The 17,845-nt window shown below is 44.8% G+C and carries 19 protein-coding genes; 14 read left to right on the forward strand and 5 right to left on the reverse strand.

Features of this window, described 5'->3' with window-relative positions; genetic code table 11:
- Window positions 1-3: 3 nt before the first annotated feature.
- The 10 genes from I592_RS00235 to lpdA all read left to right on the forward strand — a co-directional run bounded on the left by I592_RS00235 (window position 4) and on the right by lpdA (window position 10,776).
- Entirely contained in the window at window positions 4-516 is a 513-nt protein-coding gene (locus tag I592_RS00235) for a PTS sugar transporter subunit IIA (RefSeq protein WP_425268415.1), read from the forward strand.
- A gap of 21 nt (window positions 517-537) precedes the next feature.
- Window positions 538-834, forward strand: coding sequence for a PTS sugar transporter subunit IIB (locus I592_RS00240; protein ID WP_010782243.1), 297 nt, complete (start codon window positions 538-540; stop codon window positions 832-834).
- Between the two features lie 44 nt (window positions 835-878).
- Window positions 879-2,150, forward strand: a complete 1,272-nt coding sequence (locus I592_RS00245) for a PTS transporter subunit IIC (protein ID WP_010782242.1) — start codon at window positions 879-881, stop codon at window positions 2,148-2,150.
- Window positions 2,151-2,266: 116 nt separating this feature from the next.
- Window positions 2,267-5,155: a sigma 54-interacting transcriptional regulator gene (locus tag I592_RS00250; protein WP_010782241.1), complete on the forward strand. Its 2,889-nt coding sequence runs from the start codon at window positions 2,267-2,269 to the stop codon at window positions 5,153-5,155.
- 66 nt (window positions 5,156-5,221) lie between these two features.
- Entirely contained in the window at window positions 5,222-6,454 is a 1,233-nt protein-coding gene (locus I592_RS00255) for a RuBisCO large subunit C-terminal-like domain-containing protein (protein ID WP_010782240.1), read from the forward strand.
- Between the two features lie 22 nt (window positions 6,455-6,476).
- Window positions 6,477-7,478 (forward strand): thiamine pyrophosphate-dependent dehydrogenase E1 component subunit alpha, encoded by a 1,002-nt coding sequence (locus tag I592_RS00260; RefSeq protein ID WP_010782239.1) that lies wholly within the window; start codon window positions 6,477-6,479, stop codon window positions 7,476-7,478.
- A 12-nt stretch (window positions 7,479-7,490) separates the two neighbouring features.
- Entirely contained in the window at window positions 7,491-8,477 is a 987-nt protein-coding gene (locus tag I592_RS00265; protein WP_010782238.1) for an alpha-ketoacid dehydrogenase subunit beta, read from the forward strand.
- Window positions 8,474-8,716, forward strand: a complete 243-nt coding sequence (locus I592_RS00270) for a biotin/lipoyl-containing protein (protein ID WP_010782237.1) — start codon at window positions 8,474-8,476, stop codon at window positions 8,714-8,716. The genes I592_RS00265 and I592_RS00270 overlap by 4 nt, the downstream gene beginning before the upstream one ends.
- Window positions 8,709-9,386 (forward strand): 2-oxo acid dehydrogenase subunit E2, encoded by a 678-nt coding sequence (locus I592_RS00275; protein WP_044925939.1) that lies wholly within the window; start codon window positions 8,709-8,711, stop codon window positions 9,384-9,386. Before I592_RS00270 ends, I592_RS00275 begins: the two co-directional genes overlap by 8 nt.
- A 13-nt stretch (window positions 9,387-9,399) precedes the next feature.
- A complete protein-coding gene (lpdA, locus tag I592_RS00280) occupies window positions 9,400-10,776 on the forward strand; it encodes a dihydrolipoyl dehydrogenase (protein ID WP_010782235.1) in 1,377 nt (458 codons plus the stop codon).
- 53 nt (window positions 10,777-10,829) lie between these two features.
- Here lpdA and I592_RS00285 read toward each other — a convergent pair whose 3' ends face one another.
- Window positions 10,830-11,027 (reverse strand): hypothetical protein, encoded by a 198-nt coding sequence (locus I592_RS00285; RefSeq protein WP_010782234.1) that lies wholly within the window; start codon window positions 11,025-11,027, stop codon window positions 10,830-10,832.
- Between the two features lie 297 nt (window positions 11,028-11,324).
- Between I592_RS00285 and I592_RS00290 the strand changes: the two genes are divergently transcribed.
- Together I592_RS00290 and I592_RS00295 are read left to right on the forward strand one after the other, a co-directional pair.
- Entirely contained in the window at window positions 11,325-11,897 is a 573-nt protein-coding gene (locus I592_RS00290) for a TMEM175 family protein (protein WP_010782233.1), read from the forward strand.
- A 190-nt stretch (window positions 11,898-12,087) separates the two neighbouring features.
- The gene (locus I592_RS00295) at window positions 12,088-13,032 is read left to right on the forward strand and encodes an Rpn family recombination-promoting nuclease/putative transposase (protein WP_010782232.1); all 945 of its coding nucleotides are present in this window, start codon (window positions 12,088-12,090) and stop codon (window positions 13,030-13,032) included.
- 109 nt (window positions 13,033-13,141) lie between these two features.
- Here I592_RS00295 and I592_RS00300 read toward each other — a convergent pair whose 3' ends face one another.
- The gene (locus I592_RS00300; RefSeq protein ID WP_010782231.1) at window positions 13,142-14,041 is read right to left on the reverse strand and encodes a LysR family transcriptional regulator; all 900 of its coding nucleotides are present in this window, start codon (window positions 14,039-14,041) and stop codon (window positions 13,142-13,144) included.
- A 276-nt stretch (window positions 14,042-14,317) separates the two neighbouring features.
- On the opposite strand from I592_RS00300, the gene I592_RS00305 reads away from it, so the two are divergent.
- Entirely contained in the window at window positions 14,318-15,181 is an 864-nt protein-coding gene (locus I592_RS00305; protein WP_010782230.1) for an SDR family NAD(P)-dependent oxidoreductase, read from the forward strand.
- 67 nt (window positions 15,182-15,248) lie between these two features.
- Here I592_RS00305 and I592_RS21830 read toward each other — a convergent pair whose 3' ends face one another.
- Entirely contained in the window at window positions 15,249-16,133 is an 885-nt protein-coding gene (locus I592_RS21830) for a helix-turn-helix domain-containing protein (RefSeq protein ID WP_010782229.1), read from the reverse strand.
- Window positions 16,134-16,233: 100 nt separating this feature from the next.
- Here I592_RS21830 and I592_RS00315 point away from each other — a divergent pair, with 100 nt between their 5' ends.
- A complete protein-coding gene (locus I592_RS00315) occupies window positions 16,234-16,974 on the forward strand; it encodes a CPBP family intramembrane glutamic endopeptidase (RefSeq protein ID WP_010782228.1) in 741 nt (246 codons plus the stop codon).
- Window positions 16,975-17,063: 89 nt separating this feature from the next.
- Here I592_RS00315 and I592_RS22255 read toward each other — a convergent pair whose 3' ends face one another.
- Entirely contained in the window at window positions 17,064-17,165 is a 102-nt protein-coding gene (locus tag I592_RS22255) for a type I toxin-antitoxin system Fst family toxin (RefSeq protein ID WP_425268416.1), read from the reverse strand.
- A gap of 83 nt (window positions 17,166-17,248) precedes the next feature.
- Window positions 17,249-17,839, reverse strand: coding sequence for a DUF2922 family protein (locus I592_RS20655; RefSeq protein ID WP_010782227.1), 591 nt, complete (start codon window positions 17,837-17,839; stop codon window positions 17,249-17,251).
- Between the last annotated feature and the right edge of the window lie 6 nt (window positions 17,840-17,845).

Raw genomic sequence — 17,845 nt, forward strand, 5'->3', positions numbered from 1 at the left:
GAGGTGTACGGTTTGGATAAAACAACTACTGAAAATCAGATCTTTAGTAAAAATGACATTCACGGATTGATTTCTGAGGAAACAGATCGGGATCAATTGATTCATTTGCTGGCTGCTGAGATGGCTAAATATGGGATGGTCGAGCCTTGTTATGGAGCTTCTGTACTGGAAAGGGAAAAAGAGTTTCCGACAGGTGTTCCGACGATGCCCGTACCGATTGCTATTCCCCACAGTGAACGTTCACAGGTATATAAACCAGGTATTGGTGTGGCCGTTCTGCGAAACAGTGTGAAGTTCTCAAGTATGGAAGATCCAACGTGTTTATTAGATGTCCGAGTCGTCTTTATGCTGGCGGCTAGTCTGAATGATGAACATTTGCATATGATCAAAGATGTGATGGAGATCATTCAAGATTCAGAGGTGGTCAATGCATTATTGGCTGCGGAAACAACAAAAGAAATTGAAGCGATCATGCACCAAGAATTTGCAAAACGTGAACAAAAAAGAGGCTGGTAATCAAAGAAAGGGGTTTTAAAAATGGCTGAAGAAAAAATCGTAGTAGTGGTGTGCGGGGCAGGGTTTGCGACATCGACGGCAGGAGAAAATGAAGTAAAAAAATTGGCAAAGGAATTAGGCATCAAAGTTAAATTAAACAAACGGCGGGCGACAGAATTAAAAACTGTGTTAAGTACGATGAAACCAGATATGTATCTATTGATGACACCGGTATCCACGGAGTTGAATGCACCTAAAGTCAATGGCGTTCCTTTTATTTCAGGAATTGGAAAAGAAGAAGCGTTAGAAGAAATGCGTCAAATTCTTAAAGCTGAGTAAATGGGTGGAAAATGAAAAAGAATCGTTAGAATGGAGGGAACTTGATGTTTGATGTAATCAATCAGGGATTTCAATGGTTTACAGGGCTTGGTAGTAACGGGATTCTTTGTGTGGCACTTTTAATCATCGGTCTTGTTTTAGGGCTAAAAGTTGGTGACGCAATTCGTTCGGCATTAACAGCGACAGTTGGTTTTATTGGTCTAAATTTAATTGTAGATATGTTGATCGCACAGATGTCGCCTGCAACAATGGCGATGGTTGAGCGGATGCATTGGAATCTTGACGTAGTAGACATTGGTTGGGGCTTGATGGGAATGGCTTGGGGACAACCAGCGTCTGGAATGGTGATCATTGCTTTGATTGCCACGAATATTGCTTTAATTTTCTTGAATTTTACGAAGACGTTGGATGTGGATTTTTGGAATTATTGGTCATTTGCCGCCAGTGCTGCACTTATTTATGGAGCAACTCAAAATGCGGTATTCGCCGTTGCAGCCGCGTGTATCTATATGGCCGTATCCTTGAAATGGGCAGATATCGTAGCACCTAAATACCAAGAGTTTTATGGAATCCCAGGCTGTTCCTGGCCGACGGGTGCGATCATTGCTCCTGCAATGATCGGGATTCCAGTCGTGAAGCTGCTTCAAAAAATTCCGGTGATCAAAGATATCAAAGCGGATCCGGAAACAATGGAACGTCGAATGGGAATATTTGGCGAACCCATCGTGATCGGGGCAGTTTTGGGGATGCTGATCGGTATTGTTGCAGGATATGATGTACGAAAAATTATGCTGCTTGGTTTTAATATGGCTGCTGTGATGATTCTTTTGCCTCGAATGATCCAGATCATGATGGAAGGCTTGATATCCATTTCTGATCAGGCAAAAATCTTTACTGGGAAATACATGAAGGGCCGCGAGGTATGGATCGGAATCGATGCTTCTACGATCATGGGGAATCCCGCAACGATGTCTTCTATTTTGATCATGACACCCGTTGTGACATTCATGTCGATTATTCCAGGAAACCGAATGCTTGCGACAGCTTCATTAGTGGCGGTTCCGTGGTTCATTATCGGGATAACTGCTTATGCGAAGGAAAATATTTTACACATTTGTTTAGCAGCAATGGTGGTTTTCGCGATTTACTTTTGGTGTGCGACAGCAATGGCAGGTGCACATACAGAGATTGCGAAGATCGTTGGTTCTGAGCTTCCAGAGGGCACGTCGTTAATCAGTAGTTTATCTGAGGGAGGGAACCCAATCACCTTCATAATGTATAAGATCCTAGACCTCTTAGGCTTCGTGAAGTTCTAAATTTGTAAGGTTTGTATGCAAATAGAACTTTATTCAGCAGGGTACTTCATAGTACGATGAAATAAATCACGACGCTTATTTTATCGTTGTTGAAATCTGTTTAAGGAGGAGAAAAGATGAAATCATCGGGATGGACACATCTGCTTCGTTTGGTAGAGGCAGAAGACCCTAAAAATCCATTGACAGATCAAGAACTTGCTGAATTATTGAGAACTTCTCGAAGCAAAGTAACATCCATGCGGAAAAGTGCGGGGATAGATAATTCCAGAGAACGCCGTGAAGCGGTTTTATTAAAAGATATCCAGTTGATTTTGAAAGCGGATTCTAAAATCAGCATGACGCAGCTGACGAAAGAGTTGACTCAAAAGGGGTATCGCATCACGTTGAACAGTACGATCCATTTTATGGATCAAAAAGGCTTGAGCGCAGATACGAAAAAGCCTGCTGTTCAAGAAGTGAAAAAGGATGCTTTCTCTGGGATCATCGGTTCGCAGCGGAGTTTGAGCATGCAGGTAGAGCAATCAAAAGCAGCAGCGATGTATCCGCCAATCGGATTACATACCTTGATCGTGGGTGAAACAGGGGTAGGAAAAAGCATCTTAGCAGAAGCCATGTACAAGTTTATGGTGAATAACAAAAGAGACGAAACGATTCCTTTTGTGGAGTTGAACTGTGCAGATTACGCAGAAAATCCACAATTACTGACAGCACAGTTATTTGGTTACAAAAAGGGCGCTTTTACAGGTGCAGAATCCAATCGAGAAGGACTGATCGATCAGGCCAATCAAGGCATTCTATTCCTTGATGAAGTTCATCGGATGCCGCCAGATGGGCAAGAGATGTTGTTCCAATTAATCGATAAAGGGGTCTATCGTCGTCTGGGAGATCGTGATTTGAGAAAAGCACAGGTCATGATCATCGCAGCAACGACGGAGGATGTAGAGACGAGTCTATTAGATACCTTCCGGCGCCGTATTCCTATGGTGATCACGGTACCCCCTTTGTCGTCTCGAGGAGTAGATGAAAAATACGACATCATTACGACCTTCTTCCGCCAAGAGTCCATTCGGGTGAAACGGGAGATCCTCATTAAAGCAGAGGCCGTCAGAAGTTTGCTGCTTTTGCAGTACCCAGGAAATATCGGTGAACTTCGGAGCAAGATCCAAGTAGCGTGTGCAAAAGGATATCTCGCTTGTATGCACCAATCCGACAGCGGTTCGCAGATTTTGATCGATAATGAGACGTTGGTGCTCCACACTTTGCCAGAAAATCAGGAATTGTCGCCGGAGCTGAAACATTTTTCGGCAAACGATTTGATTGTTTATCCAACAGATAGGGTCTCTGTACCAACACAGCCAATCAATGATCCATACGAGTTTTCCGAAGGCTTGTATCGAATCATTGATACGGAATATGTGAAACTGCAAGGCAATTATTTGACGGAAAAAGAGATCGATTCAACTATTTGGAAGTTGATCGAAAAGAAAATATCCCGCTACATCACGACGATTCAGAATGGGAAGCAAGTGCAGCAGTTAAAAGACAATATTCAGACGATCGTCGAACAAGATCTGGTACAAATGGCGGAAGAGATGTTAACGATTGCGAAAAAAGAATTAGGTGAATTGGATCAGACGCTGCTCTTTTGTTTAGCGACGCATTTTAATGCATCGATCAAACGGATACGCAGTGGGGAAGGTATCTTGAATCCGAATTTGGCGAATGTCAAAAAGCATTACCCAAAGCAATTTAGAGTGGCCAATCAAATGGCTGAGCTTGCCCCTAAATATATCGGAATCCCGCTGCCGGATGAAGAAATTGGATTTATTGCGATGTATTTGTCCGCGACGACGGATGCAAAAGTCAACGTTGGGAAAAATATTGGCACGATCGTTGTCACACATGGAAAAGTTGCCGCTGAAATGGTCGCTGTCGCCAATGAACTGATGGGAAGCTCACACTTAGCCGCATTGTGTATCAGCTTAGATGAGAGTCCTCGATTTATTTATAGCCGTTTGTTAGAGATGGTGAAGCAAAACAATCAAGGACGGGGTGTGTTGATTCTCGTTGATATGGGTTCCCCGGAGACTTTTGGGGATCAGATCGCAGAGGAATTAGGGATCAATGTTCGAACAGTGACACGCGTCGATACGTTGATGGTATTAGATGCCGTTCGCAAAACACAGTTGATCGAGATGAACTTGGATGAAGTGGCCGATTCGCTGGTTGAACAGAAGAAGAGTGTTGTCTTGGGAAAAAGAAACAACACGCTTAAAGCAGAGGCATTTATCTGCTTTTGCTTAACCGGACGAGGCTGTGCCCGATATCTTTTTGAACACTTGGAAAACGATGTGTTGGAGCTATCGCCGAAAGTGAAGTTTGTTTTTTTAAGCTTGTTGAGCGAACAGACGATGGAAGAACAAATCAAAGAAACGGCGCAGCAATACAACATTATCGGCATTGCGGGCGCCTTCAATGTCTCGACAGCGGATATCCCTCTCATAATGATGAATGATATCCAGAAGAAAGCAGCCGTCCGCCAATTTTTAGCACAGGTAAAGGAACGTCAACACCAGTTGAATGTGGCATCTCCGCAATTATTCCAGCCGGAGTTGGTTTTTTTGCAAGAAGAGGTAGCGACGAAAGAAGAAGCAATTGCCTTTTTATGTCAAAAACTACAGGCATCAGGAGCTGTTGAAGGTCATTTTCTTCAGACCGTTATGGACCGAGAAGCAATGGTCCCGACTGTTTTAGAAACGGGAGTAGCTATTCCTCATGGGTACTTCTCAGAGGTAAAATACGCAAAAATCGCTGTTTTGATTCCTAAGCAGCCGATTCCTTGGAGCAATGGACGTGAGGCAAAAGTTGTCTTGATGCTGGCTTTTACGGAAGCAACAAGTCATTTATTCGGCAACATTTACAATGTCATTGCCAATCAACAACTCGTTGATCAAATTGCAGCAAGTAACGAAAGAGACCAAGTCATAGAATACTTGAACAGTTAGTAGAAGACGGTTTCGTTTCGGAGCCGTCTTTGATCTATAAATTTTTGAAAAGAGATGAGGAGAAGAATGAAATTTGAAACGTTGAAGATGGCGGAAGGGTTAGGGCAGGATTTTTTGATTGCGACCTATTACATGCATTCAGAAAAGGAACCAGATCTTTATGACTGGGTAAAATTAGTAGCTGGAGATCAAAGCGCAGGCACGTGGACGCACGTAGAGGGCGAGACGCCAGAAGTCATTGAGCGTTACGGCGCAAAGGTCTTAGGAATTTATCCGATGTCCGATGGCATTTCATGTGTGGCGCGGGTCGCTTTCCCGATCACGAATTTTCAGCCTTATATGGCGATGGTCATCAGTACTGTTGCCGGTAATGTCTTAGGACAATCAGGCATTCGATTGGTCGATGTGGAATTTCCCGAGTCTTTATTGAAGGAATTTACCGGACCGTTACTGGGTGTCAGCGGCATTCGGAAAAAATTAGGCGTGATGGATCGTCCATTAGTAGGTGCGATCTTGAAACCATGTATCGGGGTTCCCCCAGAAGCGAGTGCACAAGGTGCAGCAAACGCGGCTTTGGGTGGCGCAGACGTGATCAAGGACGATGAGCTGTTGAGTGATCCAGCTTATTCACCGATGGTTGATCGGGTAAAAACGGTCATGAGCTATTTAAAAGAGGTAGGAAAAGAGCAATCCACCTTGTACGCCGTTAATATTACCGGACGAAATATCATCGAGCGGGCGCAGTTAGCCATCGAAGCAGGTGCGAATGCGTTAATGGTCAACTACAACGCATTAGGTTGGGGCGCTACCGAAGACTTAGTTCGTTTCTTAAAAGATCAAAACGTGGAGATTCCCATCTTTGGTCACTGTGCCGGCGCAGGCGCTTATTATAAAGCAGAAAATAATGGCCTATCGGCAGCGTTGAGCTGCGGAAAATTGCCCCGGCTGATCGGAATGGACATGCCGCTGGTTTATCCAGATAGCGGGCGTTTTGGCACGACGACAGATGAGCTGGTCGAGACACACAGTGCGTTGTCGACACCGATGCAAGGGATCGAATCTGCCTTTACAACAGTCGCTGGAGGCGTTCATCCTGGGACGATCGAGTATTTGATGGGGTTGTTAGGGAATGAAACGATCTTAATGGCTGGAGGCGGTATTTACGGACATCCGGCAGGGGCGGTTTCAGGCGCAAAAGCATTGCTTCAAGCAATCGAAGCAGTGATGCAAGAAGTGCCAGTCACAGAAGCGGCGCAGACGTATGAAGAATTGCAGCAGGCGCTGGCTTTCTGGTCTTAAAATAAGGGGGACTCGTTTGAAAATGACTATTTCTAAAGAAACAATGATAGAGATGTACCGGACGATGGTACGCATTCGTGAGTTTGAGGCCGAAGCCATCGAATTAGCCAAAGCCAATATCACCCGAGCGGCTGTCCATACGTATAATGGCGAAGAGGCGATCGCCACAGGAGTCTGCGTTCATTTGAGCAACGACGATTACATCACCTCTACCCATCGAGGACATGGGCACTGTATCGCAAAGGGGGCAGATCTACGTCGAATGTTCGCTGAATTGATGGGACGTGAGACGGGCTATTGTAAAGGAAAAGGCGGATCGATGCATATCGCGGATCTGACGACAGGGAACCTTGGCGCAAACGGGATCGTCGGAGGCGGCATTCCGATGGCGATGGGTGCGGGGTTAGGCCTGCAAGTAGCAAAGGAGCCGCACGTAGCCGTTTCGTTTTTTGGTGATGGGGCATCGAATGAAGGCTCCTTTCATGAAGCACTGAATATGGCGTCGATTTGGAATCTGCCGGTTATTTTTATTTGTGAGAATAACAAATATGGCATCTCGACCTCGACGGAGAAGTCGATGAACGTCGAGCATATCGCGGACCGTGCGATTGGCTACGGCATGAAGGGCATGACCGTCAACGGAAACGATATCGTAGAAGTGTATCATCTCTTTGCGGAAGCAAAAGAATATGCTTTAGCAGGGAATGGGCCTGTTTTGCTGGAAATGGATACCTTCCGTATGGCGGGGCATTATTTTGGTGATAATGAAAATTACCGTACACGGGAAGAGGTCGAAAAGTGGAAAGCAAAAGATCCAATCCTGCATTGCGAAAAGCTTTTGAAGGAAGAGTATGGAGTCGATCAAGACGTATTGGCTGCCATCAAAAAAGAAGAAACGCAGCGTGTATTGGCAGCCTCTGAACAGGCGAAGCAAGACCCAGAGCCGTTGATCGAGGAGATGTTGGACGATCTTTATGATCCCACCTTTGAAACGATTGACTGGACACTATTTTCCAAAGCGTAAAGGAGGAGAAACATGCGAAAACTTTCCATGCGGCAAGCAGTAAACGAAGCGTTGCACATTGCCTTTAATAGTGATGAGAATATTTTTACGATCGGTGAGGACATTGCCGTTTATGGCGGACAACTACGCTGCAGTTATGATTTGTTAGATAATTTTGGACCGGAGCGTGTCAGAGATACCCCAATATCTGAAGTAGCCATCGTGGGCGCTGGGATCGGTGCGGCGATGATCGGCAGGAGACCGGTAGTAGAGCTGTCTTATATGGATTTTATCGGCGTCTGTTTTGATCAGCTATTAAATCAGGCCGCGAAGATGCGCTATATGTATGGCGGTGGTGTCAGTATTCCACTAGTGATTCGGACCCAATGCGGTGCAGGCTTAGGAAATGGGGCGCAGCATTCTCAATCCCTGGAAAACATTTTGGCGCACGTTCCAGGTATCCGAGTCGTCATGCCGTCAAATGCCTATGATGCAAAAGGATTGTTATTACGTGCAATCCGAGACAATAATCCTGTCGTTTTCGTGGAGCATAAAGCGTTGTATAAATTAAAGACGGAGGTTCCAGAAGAAGCCTATGAAGTAGGGTATGAGAGTGAAGTGAAGCAAGCGGGGGAAGATATCACGATCATTTCCTATTCTGCGATGGTCAATGTCGCATTAAAAGCCGCGAAGAAGCTTCAAGAAGAAGGGATTCGTGCGGAAGTCATCGATGTTAAGAGTATCGAGCCTTTAGATATGGCGCCGATCTTACAGTCGATCAAGAAGACTGGTCACGCGGTGATCGTTCATGAAGCGGTCAAAAAATCAGGCTTCGGAGGAGAAATCGTGGCGCAGATCCAGGAGTTCGCATTTGAAAGCTTGAAAAAGCCTATTTTACGAGTGACGGCTCCTGATGTTCCCGTACCTTTTGCCAGAAATCTCGAGATGGCCTATGTCCCAGATGAGACACAGGTGATCGAAGCAGTAAAAGTAACGTTAAAAGGAGGAGAAGGCGAATGAAAAAAGAAGTGATCATGCCAAAAATCGGATTGGATATGGACGAAGGGACGATCCTTACTTGGTATAAAAAAGTAGGTGATCATGTCAAAAAGGGTGACGTTTTAGTAGAGATCGAAACAGACAAAGCGACGACCGACGTAGAATCAGCACTGGATGGTACGTTGACAGAGATCGTGGAGGAAGAGGATGCCACAGTAGATATCGGTGAAGTGATTGCTTGGGTCGAAGTGGATGAGTAGCGAAGGGAAAAAACTCAGCGGGATCAAAAAAGCAATGGCGAAACAAATGATCCGAAGCTGGACCGACGTTCCTCAGTTTCAATTAAGTACGACGATTCGCTGCGACGAATTGATACGTTATCGGAAAGAACTGCCGACAAAGGTTTCCTATACAGCCATCATTGCAAAGGCAGTCGCAAAAGCGCTCCAAGAATACCCCGAAATCAATCAGCATTTTGATGGGGAATGTGTCACAAAAGCAGACGAGGTAGCCATTGGCATCGCCAGTGATACAAAGCGCGGACTGCTGGTGCCTGTAATATCCGATGTTCCGAATAAATCCTTGGCAATGATCCAAGCGAATCTGGAAACGATCAAAGAACAAAGCAACGTTGGAAAATTTGCCGTGGAAGAACTGACTGGCGGAACTTTTACGATCAGTAATCTAGGCATGTTTAACGTCGAGCAGTTTTCCTCTATCGTCAATGCACCACAGATTGGTATTTTAGCTGTCGGGAAGATCACCAAAGCTGCCGTGATCAACGAGGAGGGTCAAGTCGTTGCGGCCTCCGTGATGCATCCAGTAATAACGTTGGATCACCGAGTAGCCGATGGGGCTCTTGGTGCGCGTTTTTTAACGTATCTATGCGACCTATTGGAGCATCCAATGGAAAAAATACCAAAGGAATAAAGGAGGGCTGGACGTGAAAAAGGAGATCGTCATTGTTGGTGGTGGACCGGGAGGATATGTCGCAGCCATTCGCGCAGCACAGCTCGGAGCAGCCGTTACACTCATAGAAAAAGATCAAATTGGCGGAACTTGCCTCAATGTAGGGTGTATTCCAACGAAGTCGTTATTGCATTCTGCAGATATGTTAGTGCAAGTTAAAAACAGCAAAAAATTTGGAATTGAATGCGCCGTAGAATCCGTCGATTGGACTGCGGTTTTAAGAAGGAAAGAACAGGTCGTGAAGCAATTAGTCAAAGGCGTTGAAGGGCTGATGAAAAGCAATCAAATCGAAGTCATCAAAGGAACAGCGCGTTTTCTGGATGAGGAGACGTTGGGTGTTACGACGCCGACAGGAGATATACGATTGAAACCGAATAAGATCATTCTGGCGACAGGATCAATACCCGTCCTTCCGCCAATCAAAGGGCTGGATGACATTTCTTGGCTCGATTCCAGCGCTGCGTTACAGTTGGAACAGCTTCCCGCAGAGTTGATCATTATTGGCGGTGGTGTGATCGGGATCGAATTTGCTTCGATTTATCAACGCTTCGGCAGTCAAGTCACGATCGTGGAGGAACAGCCGGAGATTCTACCGGCGATGGATCAGGAATTGGCGGCGCTGCTGCGGAGAAAGCTAACTAAAGAAGGGGTACGTTTCCTATTGGGTAAGCGAGTAGAGGCTGTTCGTCAGAAAGAGCAGCGGGTGACTGTTTCTTTAGGCGAAGAAACGCTAACGGGAGAAAAACTCCTAGTCGCAGTTGGCCGTCGCAGTTACGTTGAGGGGCTTGGGTTAGAGCATACAAAGATTGCGACTCAGCGAGGAAGCATCGTGATCGATGCTAACCTGCAAACAACGCAGGCAAATGTGTACGCGATCGGTGATTGCGTCGGTGAAGTATTATTGGCTCACTATGCCTCAGCACAAGGAGAAGTCGCGGCGGAAAATGCGCTAGGTGCGGACAACGTATTTGAAGGGAAAGACGTTCCTGGCTGTGTGTATTCCGATCCAGAGTTTGCGGGAGTAGGGATGACAGAAGAACAAGCGAGAGAAAAAAAGATCCCGTACGTGGTTGGAAAATTTCCAGTAAAAGCCAGTGGAAAAGCATTGGTGATGGGGCAAATGTATGGTGTTGCTAAAGTAGTGATCCATGCAGAGACGCAAGCACTACTTGGTGTCCATCTGCTCTGCGATCGAGCAACGGATATGATCGCGGAAGCGACGGCATTGCTTCAGAGAAAAGCGACGGCAGAAGATGTGATCGAAACAATCCATCCGCACCCAACAGTTAGTGAAATTTTTCGCGAAGCTGTAATCGCGGCTGATAAACGAGCAATCCATATACCGAATTAGACAAATAAAAACGTCGAAAGCGCTGCTTTCGACGTTTTTGGCATTTTTAGTGTTTAATAGGTTCGACGGCCACGACGTTTGGTTAACCAAGTAACTAGGAAGTAGGCAATCGCTAGCGGAATACCGATCTTAAAGAAGAGGTGCAATAGGCCAGAAAGAATTGGACCAATAATACTTAAAACCAAACTAGCAACTAGGAAAAAGCCGACAACAGCTAAAATTCGTACAACCATAGGATAATCTTTCATCATTTTTCATTCCTTCTTTCCATTTGTTTATATCTTAACCATAGTTTAGCAAAATTTTTTTCCTGTTTCGTCCAACTTAAGACGTATTTATCGGAATCTTTCGGCGGATATGCTACCTTGTAGGCAACAATGTAAGAATCTATAGAAAAGAAGGCATTTCATGAAAAGAATCTAATGAGATTTGAGGATTATGATAGAGAGTGACGGATTCCTTGATATTCTAGAGATTCTTTTGTTTAATGAACACAGGAAAATGAACTTATTTTTTATTAGTAATTAATTGGTTAGGAGTAGAAAGATATGCCGAAGTCACGAATTGAAGCTTTTACGGATGCGGTCATCGCGATCATTATGACGTTGTTGGTTTTAGAATTGCATGAGCCGAATGGGTCAGATTGGTCTGCATTTTTACATATGGAGCATAAATTTATCATCTATCTGATCAGCTTTATAAGCCTGGCGATCTATTGGAACAACCACCACCACCTCTTTCAATTGGTTCGAAAAGTAGACGGATGGGTTCTGTGGGCCAACAACTTTTTGATTTTGATGATGACCTTGTTCCCGTATGTCACCGCGTGGGTCGGGGACTACCCCTTTGAATGGGCGCCGCAGGCATTGTATGGTTTGGTCACTTTAGGGACAGATTTTGCTTATTATTTATTGGTCCGAGCGCTTGTGCGGGTGAATGGAAAAGAGTCTAAAATCGGAAAATTGTTCAAGCATTACCCGAAATTATATCTCTCCATCACATTAGCGATCGTCGCCTTGGTCTTAGGAAAATTGATTGCACCGATCGCTGTGCTGATCGTCAATGTGCTGATTTTATTAATGTGGTTTATTCCAGAAAAATCGATCGAAGAGACGTTATAAAAGAGATGACAGCAGCCGCTTTTCAGGGTTGCTGTTTTTTTGTATTCAAAAGGGAATAGAAACCGAAAAAAATTTCTTTCTTTTGGCGTATTTTAGGATAGATGTTATTTATTTGAGCGTGCTATAATGAGGGCGAGAAAACGCTTTTCATGATAGCCGCGAGACTACTATTCTGAAAGGCCGTGATGATATGCTAGAGTACTTACCCACAAACGATTTGATCTTTAAGAAAATGCTGACCTCCGAAGATTCCGCGAACATCCTTCGAAATTTTGTCAAAGACCTGTTGGACATTGAATTCAAGACCCTCACGCCAAAAGAAACATACCATATCGATAGTTACAAAAAATCATATGAGCACTTAGAAATTGGGCTGACAGAAGTGGATATATTAGCCGTTGCCGAGGATGGCAGCCAGGCGACGATCGAGTGTCAGATACAGCCTCATCAGTTCTTCCAAGAGCGGACCGTGTTCTACCTGACGGAAGCCTTTCGTGCCCCCTTTGGAAACAGGGAGTCGGAGGATTTTGTCGTGAAAAATAATTTTTCTGCCTTGCGTCCCGCCTATGGCATCAACATTATTGATTTCCACTTGTTTGATAAGGATCAAGACGCCTTGCAAACATACCGCCTACTCAACAAGACGACACAGCGCCCTTTTGTTGGAGGCAAAGGCAAAGAACTGCTGACACTCTGCTTTTTAAGCCTCAAAAACAAGAATATAGAAAAGGATAGTAAAGCGTACCACTGGCAATACTTTTTAAAAACCGGGGAGGCATTGCAAGAAGCGCCTGCCTATATCAAAGAAGCCCAGAAAAAAATCAATTACTTCAAATTAAACGAGGAGGAGAAAACGATGATTACAAGGATCAATAAAGCAAAAGACATCAATGATGCCGTGATCTCATCTGCAAAAGTAGAAGGTTTTGACTACGGACATGAAGAAGGCCTTAGAAAGGGTAGGAAAGAGGGCCAAACTGAAGGACGCAAAGAAGGACATAGAGAAGGTAAGGCTGAAGGAGAGCGTAAAATTGCTTTGAATTTACTGGAGATGGGGCTTCCAATAGAAAAAATCTCAGAAGCAACAGGGTTAGAAGTAGAAATCCTACAGCAGTTAAAGTCAGAAAAAACATAACGATATGCGCAATTGTGATAAATGAATAGCAGACGAGAGTCGTGTCCCCCGGCATTTTTAGATGTCGGGGGATTTTTCGCTTCCAATCGATAGGGGAATCGTTGTTAGGTTAGGTCGCATTCGGTTTGTTAGGGAAGAGGGGCAACGCTTCGTTTAAAAAGTGAGTCAGTGCATTGGCTGGATTCTGATGTTTCCAAGCGAAAAAAAGGTTGTAGAGAGTTGGAATATTTCCTTCAACTTCGCGATAGCAAAGATCGGAGTGACTATTTTTGGAAGATTCATGAATCAAAGCAATGCCCATCCCGGCTGCGACAAATGCCAACAGTGACTGCATATTGTCAGCAGTCAGAGCGATAGTTGGACTGAAGCCATTCGCCATACAGGTCTGGATAAATTGATCAAAATAAAAGGCACCAGCTTCTCGACGTATTGCGACAAAGGGTTCATTGACGAGATCGTGAATAGCTATCGTCCCTTTTTTGATCAGCGGGTGTGTAGGGGGAAGTGCTAGTAAGCAGCGTTCTTCGCGAACCAGATGGTATTGAATAGCCGGGTCAGGGCGTTGCGAACCAACGATCCCAAGTTGAATCTGATCTTGTATTAACGCATCTAGCTGCATAGCGGTAGTCATTTGGTGCGGAATAATGTCTACGTGCGGATATTTTTGCTTATAGGAGTGGATCAACGTCGGCAAAATATCCCATAGAGCGGCCTCGACAAAGCCGATCCTCAACGTGCCGTGCTCGCCGCTGATCGCTTGTTCCACGGCTGCTTCTGCTTCATGAACAGCTGTCAGTATGCTTGTTGCCTGTTTCAAAAAGATTTCGCCAACCTCTGTCAGCAGGACTTGATGTGTGTCCCGATAAAACAATTGACCGTTTAATTCCTCTTCGAGCTTCTTGATTTGCTGGCTGAGTGCGGACTGCGCGATAGGGATTTTACTCGCTGCTCGTCCAAAATGCAGTTCTTCAGCTAAGACAACAAAATAACGAATTTGACGTAATTCCAACGCCTCCGCCTCCTCTTATAGCAATGTTTTTTTCAGATAACTGTCATCGGTTTTTGCTATTTTTCTTATCATCAAATCCAGTTTACAATGAGAGTGAGAAACAAACAATACTCAAAAAAAAGGTGTGCTGTTCACAAAAGTTTGGAACGTGCTATTCTTTTCTGATTTTGCTATAAGAGCGTTTACGGGCAGCTCTGTAAAAATAGCTACTGTCGCTTAACATCATCCAGGTCGTATCTTTTTGATAAGGAAAACAGAGAGAGTAGGTGACAAACCATGATTTTCAACGATCAAACAGCCATCATCACTGGCGGTGCTCGAGGACTGGGATTTGCGTATGCACAAGAACTAGCCAAAAGAGGTGCCCACGTGCTTATCCAAGACAGCGGAACGAACGTAGATGGATGTGGCGATGATCCAACGATCGTACAAAAAGCGGCAGAAAAGCTTCGTGCACAAGGCGGCTCTGTACGTGCCGTTGAAACGACGATCAATACACGGGAAGGCTGTCACGCACTTGTGCAAGAAGCGATAGACACATTTGGTCGCGTAGATATTCTGATCCACAATGCCGGCTGGGTTGGTTATCAAAGCATCACAGAGCTGACACCGGAATTTCTCCAACGCGCCGTCGCCGTCCAAATGGAAGCACCGATCTGGCTGACCCAAGCAGTCTGGCCTCAGATGCAACAGCAAAATTATGGACGAATCGTACTCACCACCTCCTGTCGCGCAATATATCCCGAATACGCCAAACCAGGCCTGACAGCCTACGCTGTGACAAAACTCAGTCAAATCGGTCTAATGAACGTGCTGGCAAATGAGAGTCGCCAAACAGGGATCGAAATAAACGCTGTTTCACCAGTTGCGCGGACTCGAATGTGGGGCGCCGATCGAGAGCCGTTGGATCTAAAGCCCGAGAGCGTCGTTCCAGGCGTCGTTTACTTAGCATCGTCGGAGTGTCATGAATCGGCCTGGATTCTACGTGCAAGCAATGGTCAATTTCATGGGATTCGTTGGCAAGAAGGCGCAGAGGTCGATTATCCTCTGGACATCAAAGGACAGAACTGTCAAACAGCAGAAGAAGTGGCGGAGAAATGGAAAAAAATCGCCATTTCTGTTCCAGAATACCGCCTATAGTTTAAAAAATAAGAAGAACGACTGCGAGAGAGGGGGAACCCTCCAAGCATCGTTCTTTTTTTAAAGATTATTCTTGATACCGTTGATAATAATTTTTTGCTTTTTCCAGATGCAGCTGAGAAATTATTTTGTAAAAATGGGTTTCAGAGGTGGGGATCGGATCTAATTGTTCCATTAGACTATTCAACTCGCGTGAATAGGTGGGATAATCCAAATAGGTATTCACTAGACAGGTGATAAAACGAAATTGTAAAGACAAGTATAAGTCGTCTGCCTTGGCGATGGCATCGCCATACAGCAGCAACGCAGCTACGGCCTCAGAAATGTCATGGATCATTAATAGCCATTGAATCCGGTTAAAATAGAGATCGCCGATTTCTTTATAATAGACGTTAGAATCGAATGCTTCGTATTTAGCTAATGCATCAACCAGCCGGTTATAAAGCTGCGCCTCCTCCGCCTTCTCCTTCTCAGAAAACGAAAGAAGAATCAACTTCCCTAATTTGATCTCCTTTAACGTCCACATCTTCGTGTTGTCTAGATATACACGAATCTCCGAAAACGGTGCTCGCGAAAACTTATAAAAATTTGTGTTCGTGATCAGTACCAGCAAGTAAGCCTTGAGCGCCAAATACCGCATTTCTGTATGAGGATGCTGCTTATAGTCTTCGAAGAGGTCATAAAGGGCTTCGAATTCCCCGTGTTTATACAAACGGTCAATCTCAAGGTCTAAAAGCTTCTCTTCATTTTTCTCACGGCTGTCTCTAAAATAATCAAATTCAGTTTGACTGATTCCAAGATTATTCAAAAAGCCTTGGAATTTCGAGACTTCCACAGAATGTTTCCCAGCCTCAAAATCACTGTAAAAGGTTTTAGAAGCAATGCCGGTATAGACTTCCTTTTGAGTAAGGCCTTTTTGTTTCCGAATGTCTTTTATGATTTCTTCTCTCATAATGTCTTCCTTCCCCGATTCCTGTATACAGGAATTATACTGGTTTTTCGTCTTTTTTTGCATGCTATAGTATAAAAAAAGCAAACAGGAGGCAATTCAAATGGATAAATCATACAAAAAATACCTTAAATTAATCGGTGCAGCCGTGGCACTGACCGGGGTCATCAGCCTATTTTCAGCCGCAGGGATCGTGTTCAACTTGAACGATAACGGCATCATTGTCTGCCAGATAATGGCCTTTTCGATCTGCGGAGTCGCAAGTGTCCTTTATATGAAGAAAAAAGAGCCAACCTTGCGCGCCTTTGGGTTTCAAAAACCGCCGCTAAACAAAAGAATGCTTCTTTTTATGACATTGATCGTGTTGATCCAACCGGGCCTCTTCGGTGTGAATCATCAATTGCCGCTGTCAACGATGGCTTTGATCATGGTGCAAATGCTGCTGGTTGGATTTGTGGAAGAAACGGTCTTTCGCGGAATCTTTCTATATGTCTTAAGAAACCAATCGCCAAAAGTTTTTCTTCTTTTTTCTAGTCTCGTTTTCGGAGTACTGCACATGGCAAGTAGTTTGAATCCTGAAACTGCGGGCATCTTAGTCGGGTTACAAATCATCAATGCTCTGCTGTTGGGCCTTGTCTTTTCTCTAATCTACTATACGCAGCGCTCAATCTACACAGTGATTCTTTTTCACGGTGCTTTCAATGTGTTAGCGACGCTTTCTAACGCAGGATCGATCGAGAAAAATATCACAGCCGTACTACTTTTGAGCCTTTGTTATGGCGTATTTTTACTCTATTTCAGCAGAGGGATTGCACCAATAGCGAACTTAAAAAGCAGCCATTAAACGATACTATTGAGAAGCCTAGCAGATTTTTTCTGCTAGGCTTCATTTAGCAAGATGTAAATAGAAGCAGCTCGCGGTGAGTCCCGTCGTCACGGATCGTGCTCTTGCAACCAGTGGTTGACAAGGGCAATGACCAATCCCACGAAGAGCGGTGCTAAGATGTAGCGGGTCAGCTCCTTCAAAGGCCTCACCTCCTTCCGCTAGTGAGAAGGGGTGACGACAGTTGGTTATTTTCCTACGCAAAATATTTGGTTTTCAAAGAACGAACGAGGGGTCACTGACCTTGATCCGGCACGTTTTCTTGTTTCCGATGGATCAGTCGTTTCCATAGTTTTTCCCGCGGCTTCCTCCTGGGCTCCTGCGCTTGGTTGGACGAGGGAACGGATTCGGAATGAAGGCTGACAGCTTCTTCACTAGAGCTTGTGCTTTGGGTTTCGGTTGGTACTGTTTTTTTTATTAATGACGGTTGGTCGACGGCTGTAGTGGCTGCCAGCGAGACCTTCGGAAATTCTTCTTGAGGATTTGTCTTTATCGGAACCAAGGCCGTTTCAATGGCGCGTTCCACAAGGGGCAAGGAGAAGCAGCCTGTTTTTTCCTCCAATGTTGGTTTTTGGTTGAGGTCTTCGTTTAAGTTTTCGCCTCCGAAGATCTTCACGCGTTTTTTCGTCACAAGCTTGCCTGTAAGGACGGTATCGAATTGCTTTACACCGTCGATTTCAAAAATATCTAATGCCGTTAATAGTTCGCAGGCCGCTTTCATTTCTTGCGGAGATAAGTTCGTATCTACGTCTGTATAGCGCCAGTTGAAGGGCTTGCCGTTGCCATCAGCAAAGGTCGTGACTAAATCAGTTCGTTCGTTGGTCATGGGTAG

The sequence above is a fragment of the Enterococcus gilvus ATCC BAA-350 genome (assembly GCF_000407545.1).
GTDB classification, from domain to species: Bacteria; Bacillota; Bacilli; order Lactobacillales; family Enterococcaceae; genus Enterococcus_A; species Enterococcus_A gilvus.

What these genes read in the sequence shown, in the direction of transcription:
- I592_RS00295 (WP_010782232.1), top strand. Translation starts at nt 12,088, where the DNA reads ATGCTAGAGTACTTACCCACAAACGATTTGATCTTTAAGAAAATGCTG.
- I592_RS00260 (WP_010782239.1), top strand. Translation starts at nt 6,477, where the DNA reads ATGACTATTTCTAAAGAAACAATGATAGAGATGTACCGGACGATGGTA.
- I592_RS00290 (WP_010782233.1), top strand. Translation starts at nt 11,325, where the DNA reads ATGCCGAAGTCACGAATTGAAGCTTTTACGGATGCGGTCATCGCGATC.
- I592_RS00255 (WP_010782240.1), top strand. Translation starts at nt 5,222, where the DNA reads ATGAAATTTGAAACGTTGAAGATGGCGGAAGGGTTAGGGCAGGATTTT.
- I592_RS00315 (WP_010782228.1), top strand. Translation starts at nt 16,234, where the DNA reads ATGGATAAATCATACAAAAAATACCTTAAATTAATCGGTGCAGCCGTG.
- I592_RS00250 (WP_010782241.1), top strand. Translation starts at nt 2,267, where the DNA reads ATGAAATCATCGGGATGGACACATCTGCTTCGTTTGGTAGAGGCAGAA.
- I592_RS00240 (WP_010782243.1), top strand. Translation starts at nt 538, where the DNA reads ATGGCTGAAGAAAAAATCGTAGTAGTGGTGTGCGGGGCAGGGTTTGCG.
- I592_RS00305 (WP_010782230.1), top strand. Translation starts at nt 14,318, where the DNA reads ATGATTTTCAACGATCAAACAGCCATCATCACTGGCGGTGCTCGAGGA.
- I592_RS00245 (WP_010782242.1), top strand. Translation starts at nt 879, where the DNA reads ATGTTTGATGTAATCAATCAGGGATTTCAATGGTTTACAGGGCTTGGT.
- I592_RS00285 (WP_010782234.1), bottom strand. Translation starts at nt 11,027, where the DNA reads ATGATGAAAGATTATCCTATGGTTGTACGAATTTTAGCTGTTGTCGGC.
- I592_RS00265 (WP_010782238.1), top strand. Translation starts at nt 7,491, where the DNA reads ATGCGAAAACTTTCCATGCGGCAAGCAGTAAACGAAGCGTTGCACATT.
- I592_RS21830 (WP_010782229.1), bottom strand. Translation starts at nt 16,133, where the DNA reads ATGAGAGAAGAAATCATAAAAGACATTCGGAAACAAAAAGGCCTTACT.
- I592_RS00270 (WP_010782237.1), top strand. Translation starts at nt 8,474, where the DNA reads ATGAAAAAAGAAGTGATCATGCCAAAAATCGGATTGGATATGGACGAA.
- I592_RS00275 (WP_044925939.1), top strand. Translation starts at nt 8,709, where the DNA reads ATGAGTAGCGAAGGGAAAAAACTCAGCGGGATCAAAAAAGCAATGGCG.
- I592_RS20655 (WP_010782227.1), bottom strand. Translation starts at nt 17,839, where the DNA reads ATGACCAACGAACGAACTGATTTAGTCACGACCTTTGCTGATGGCAAC.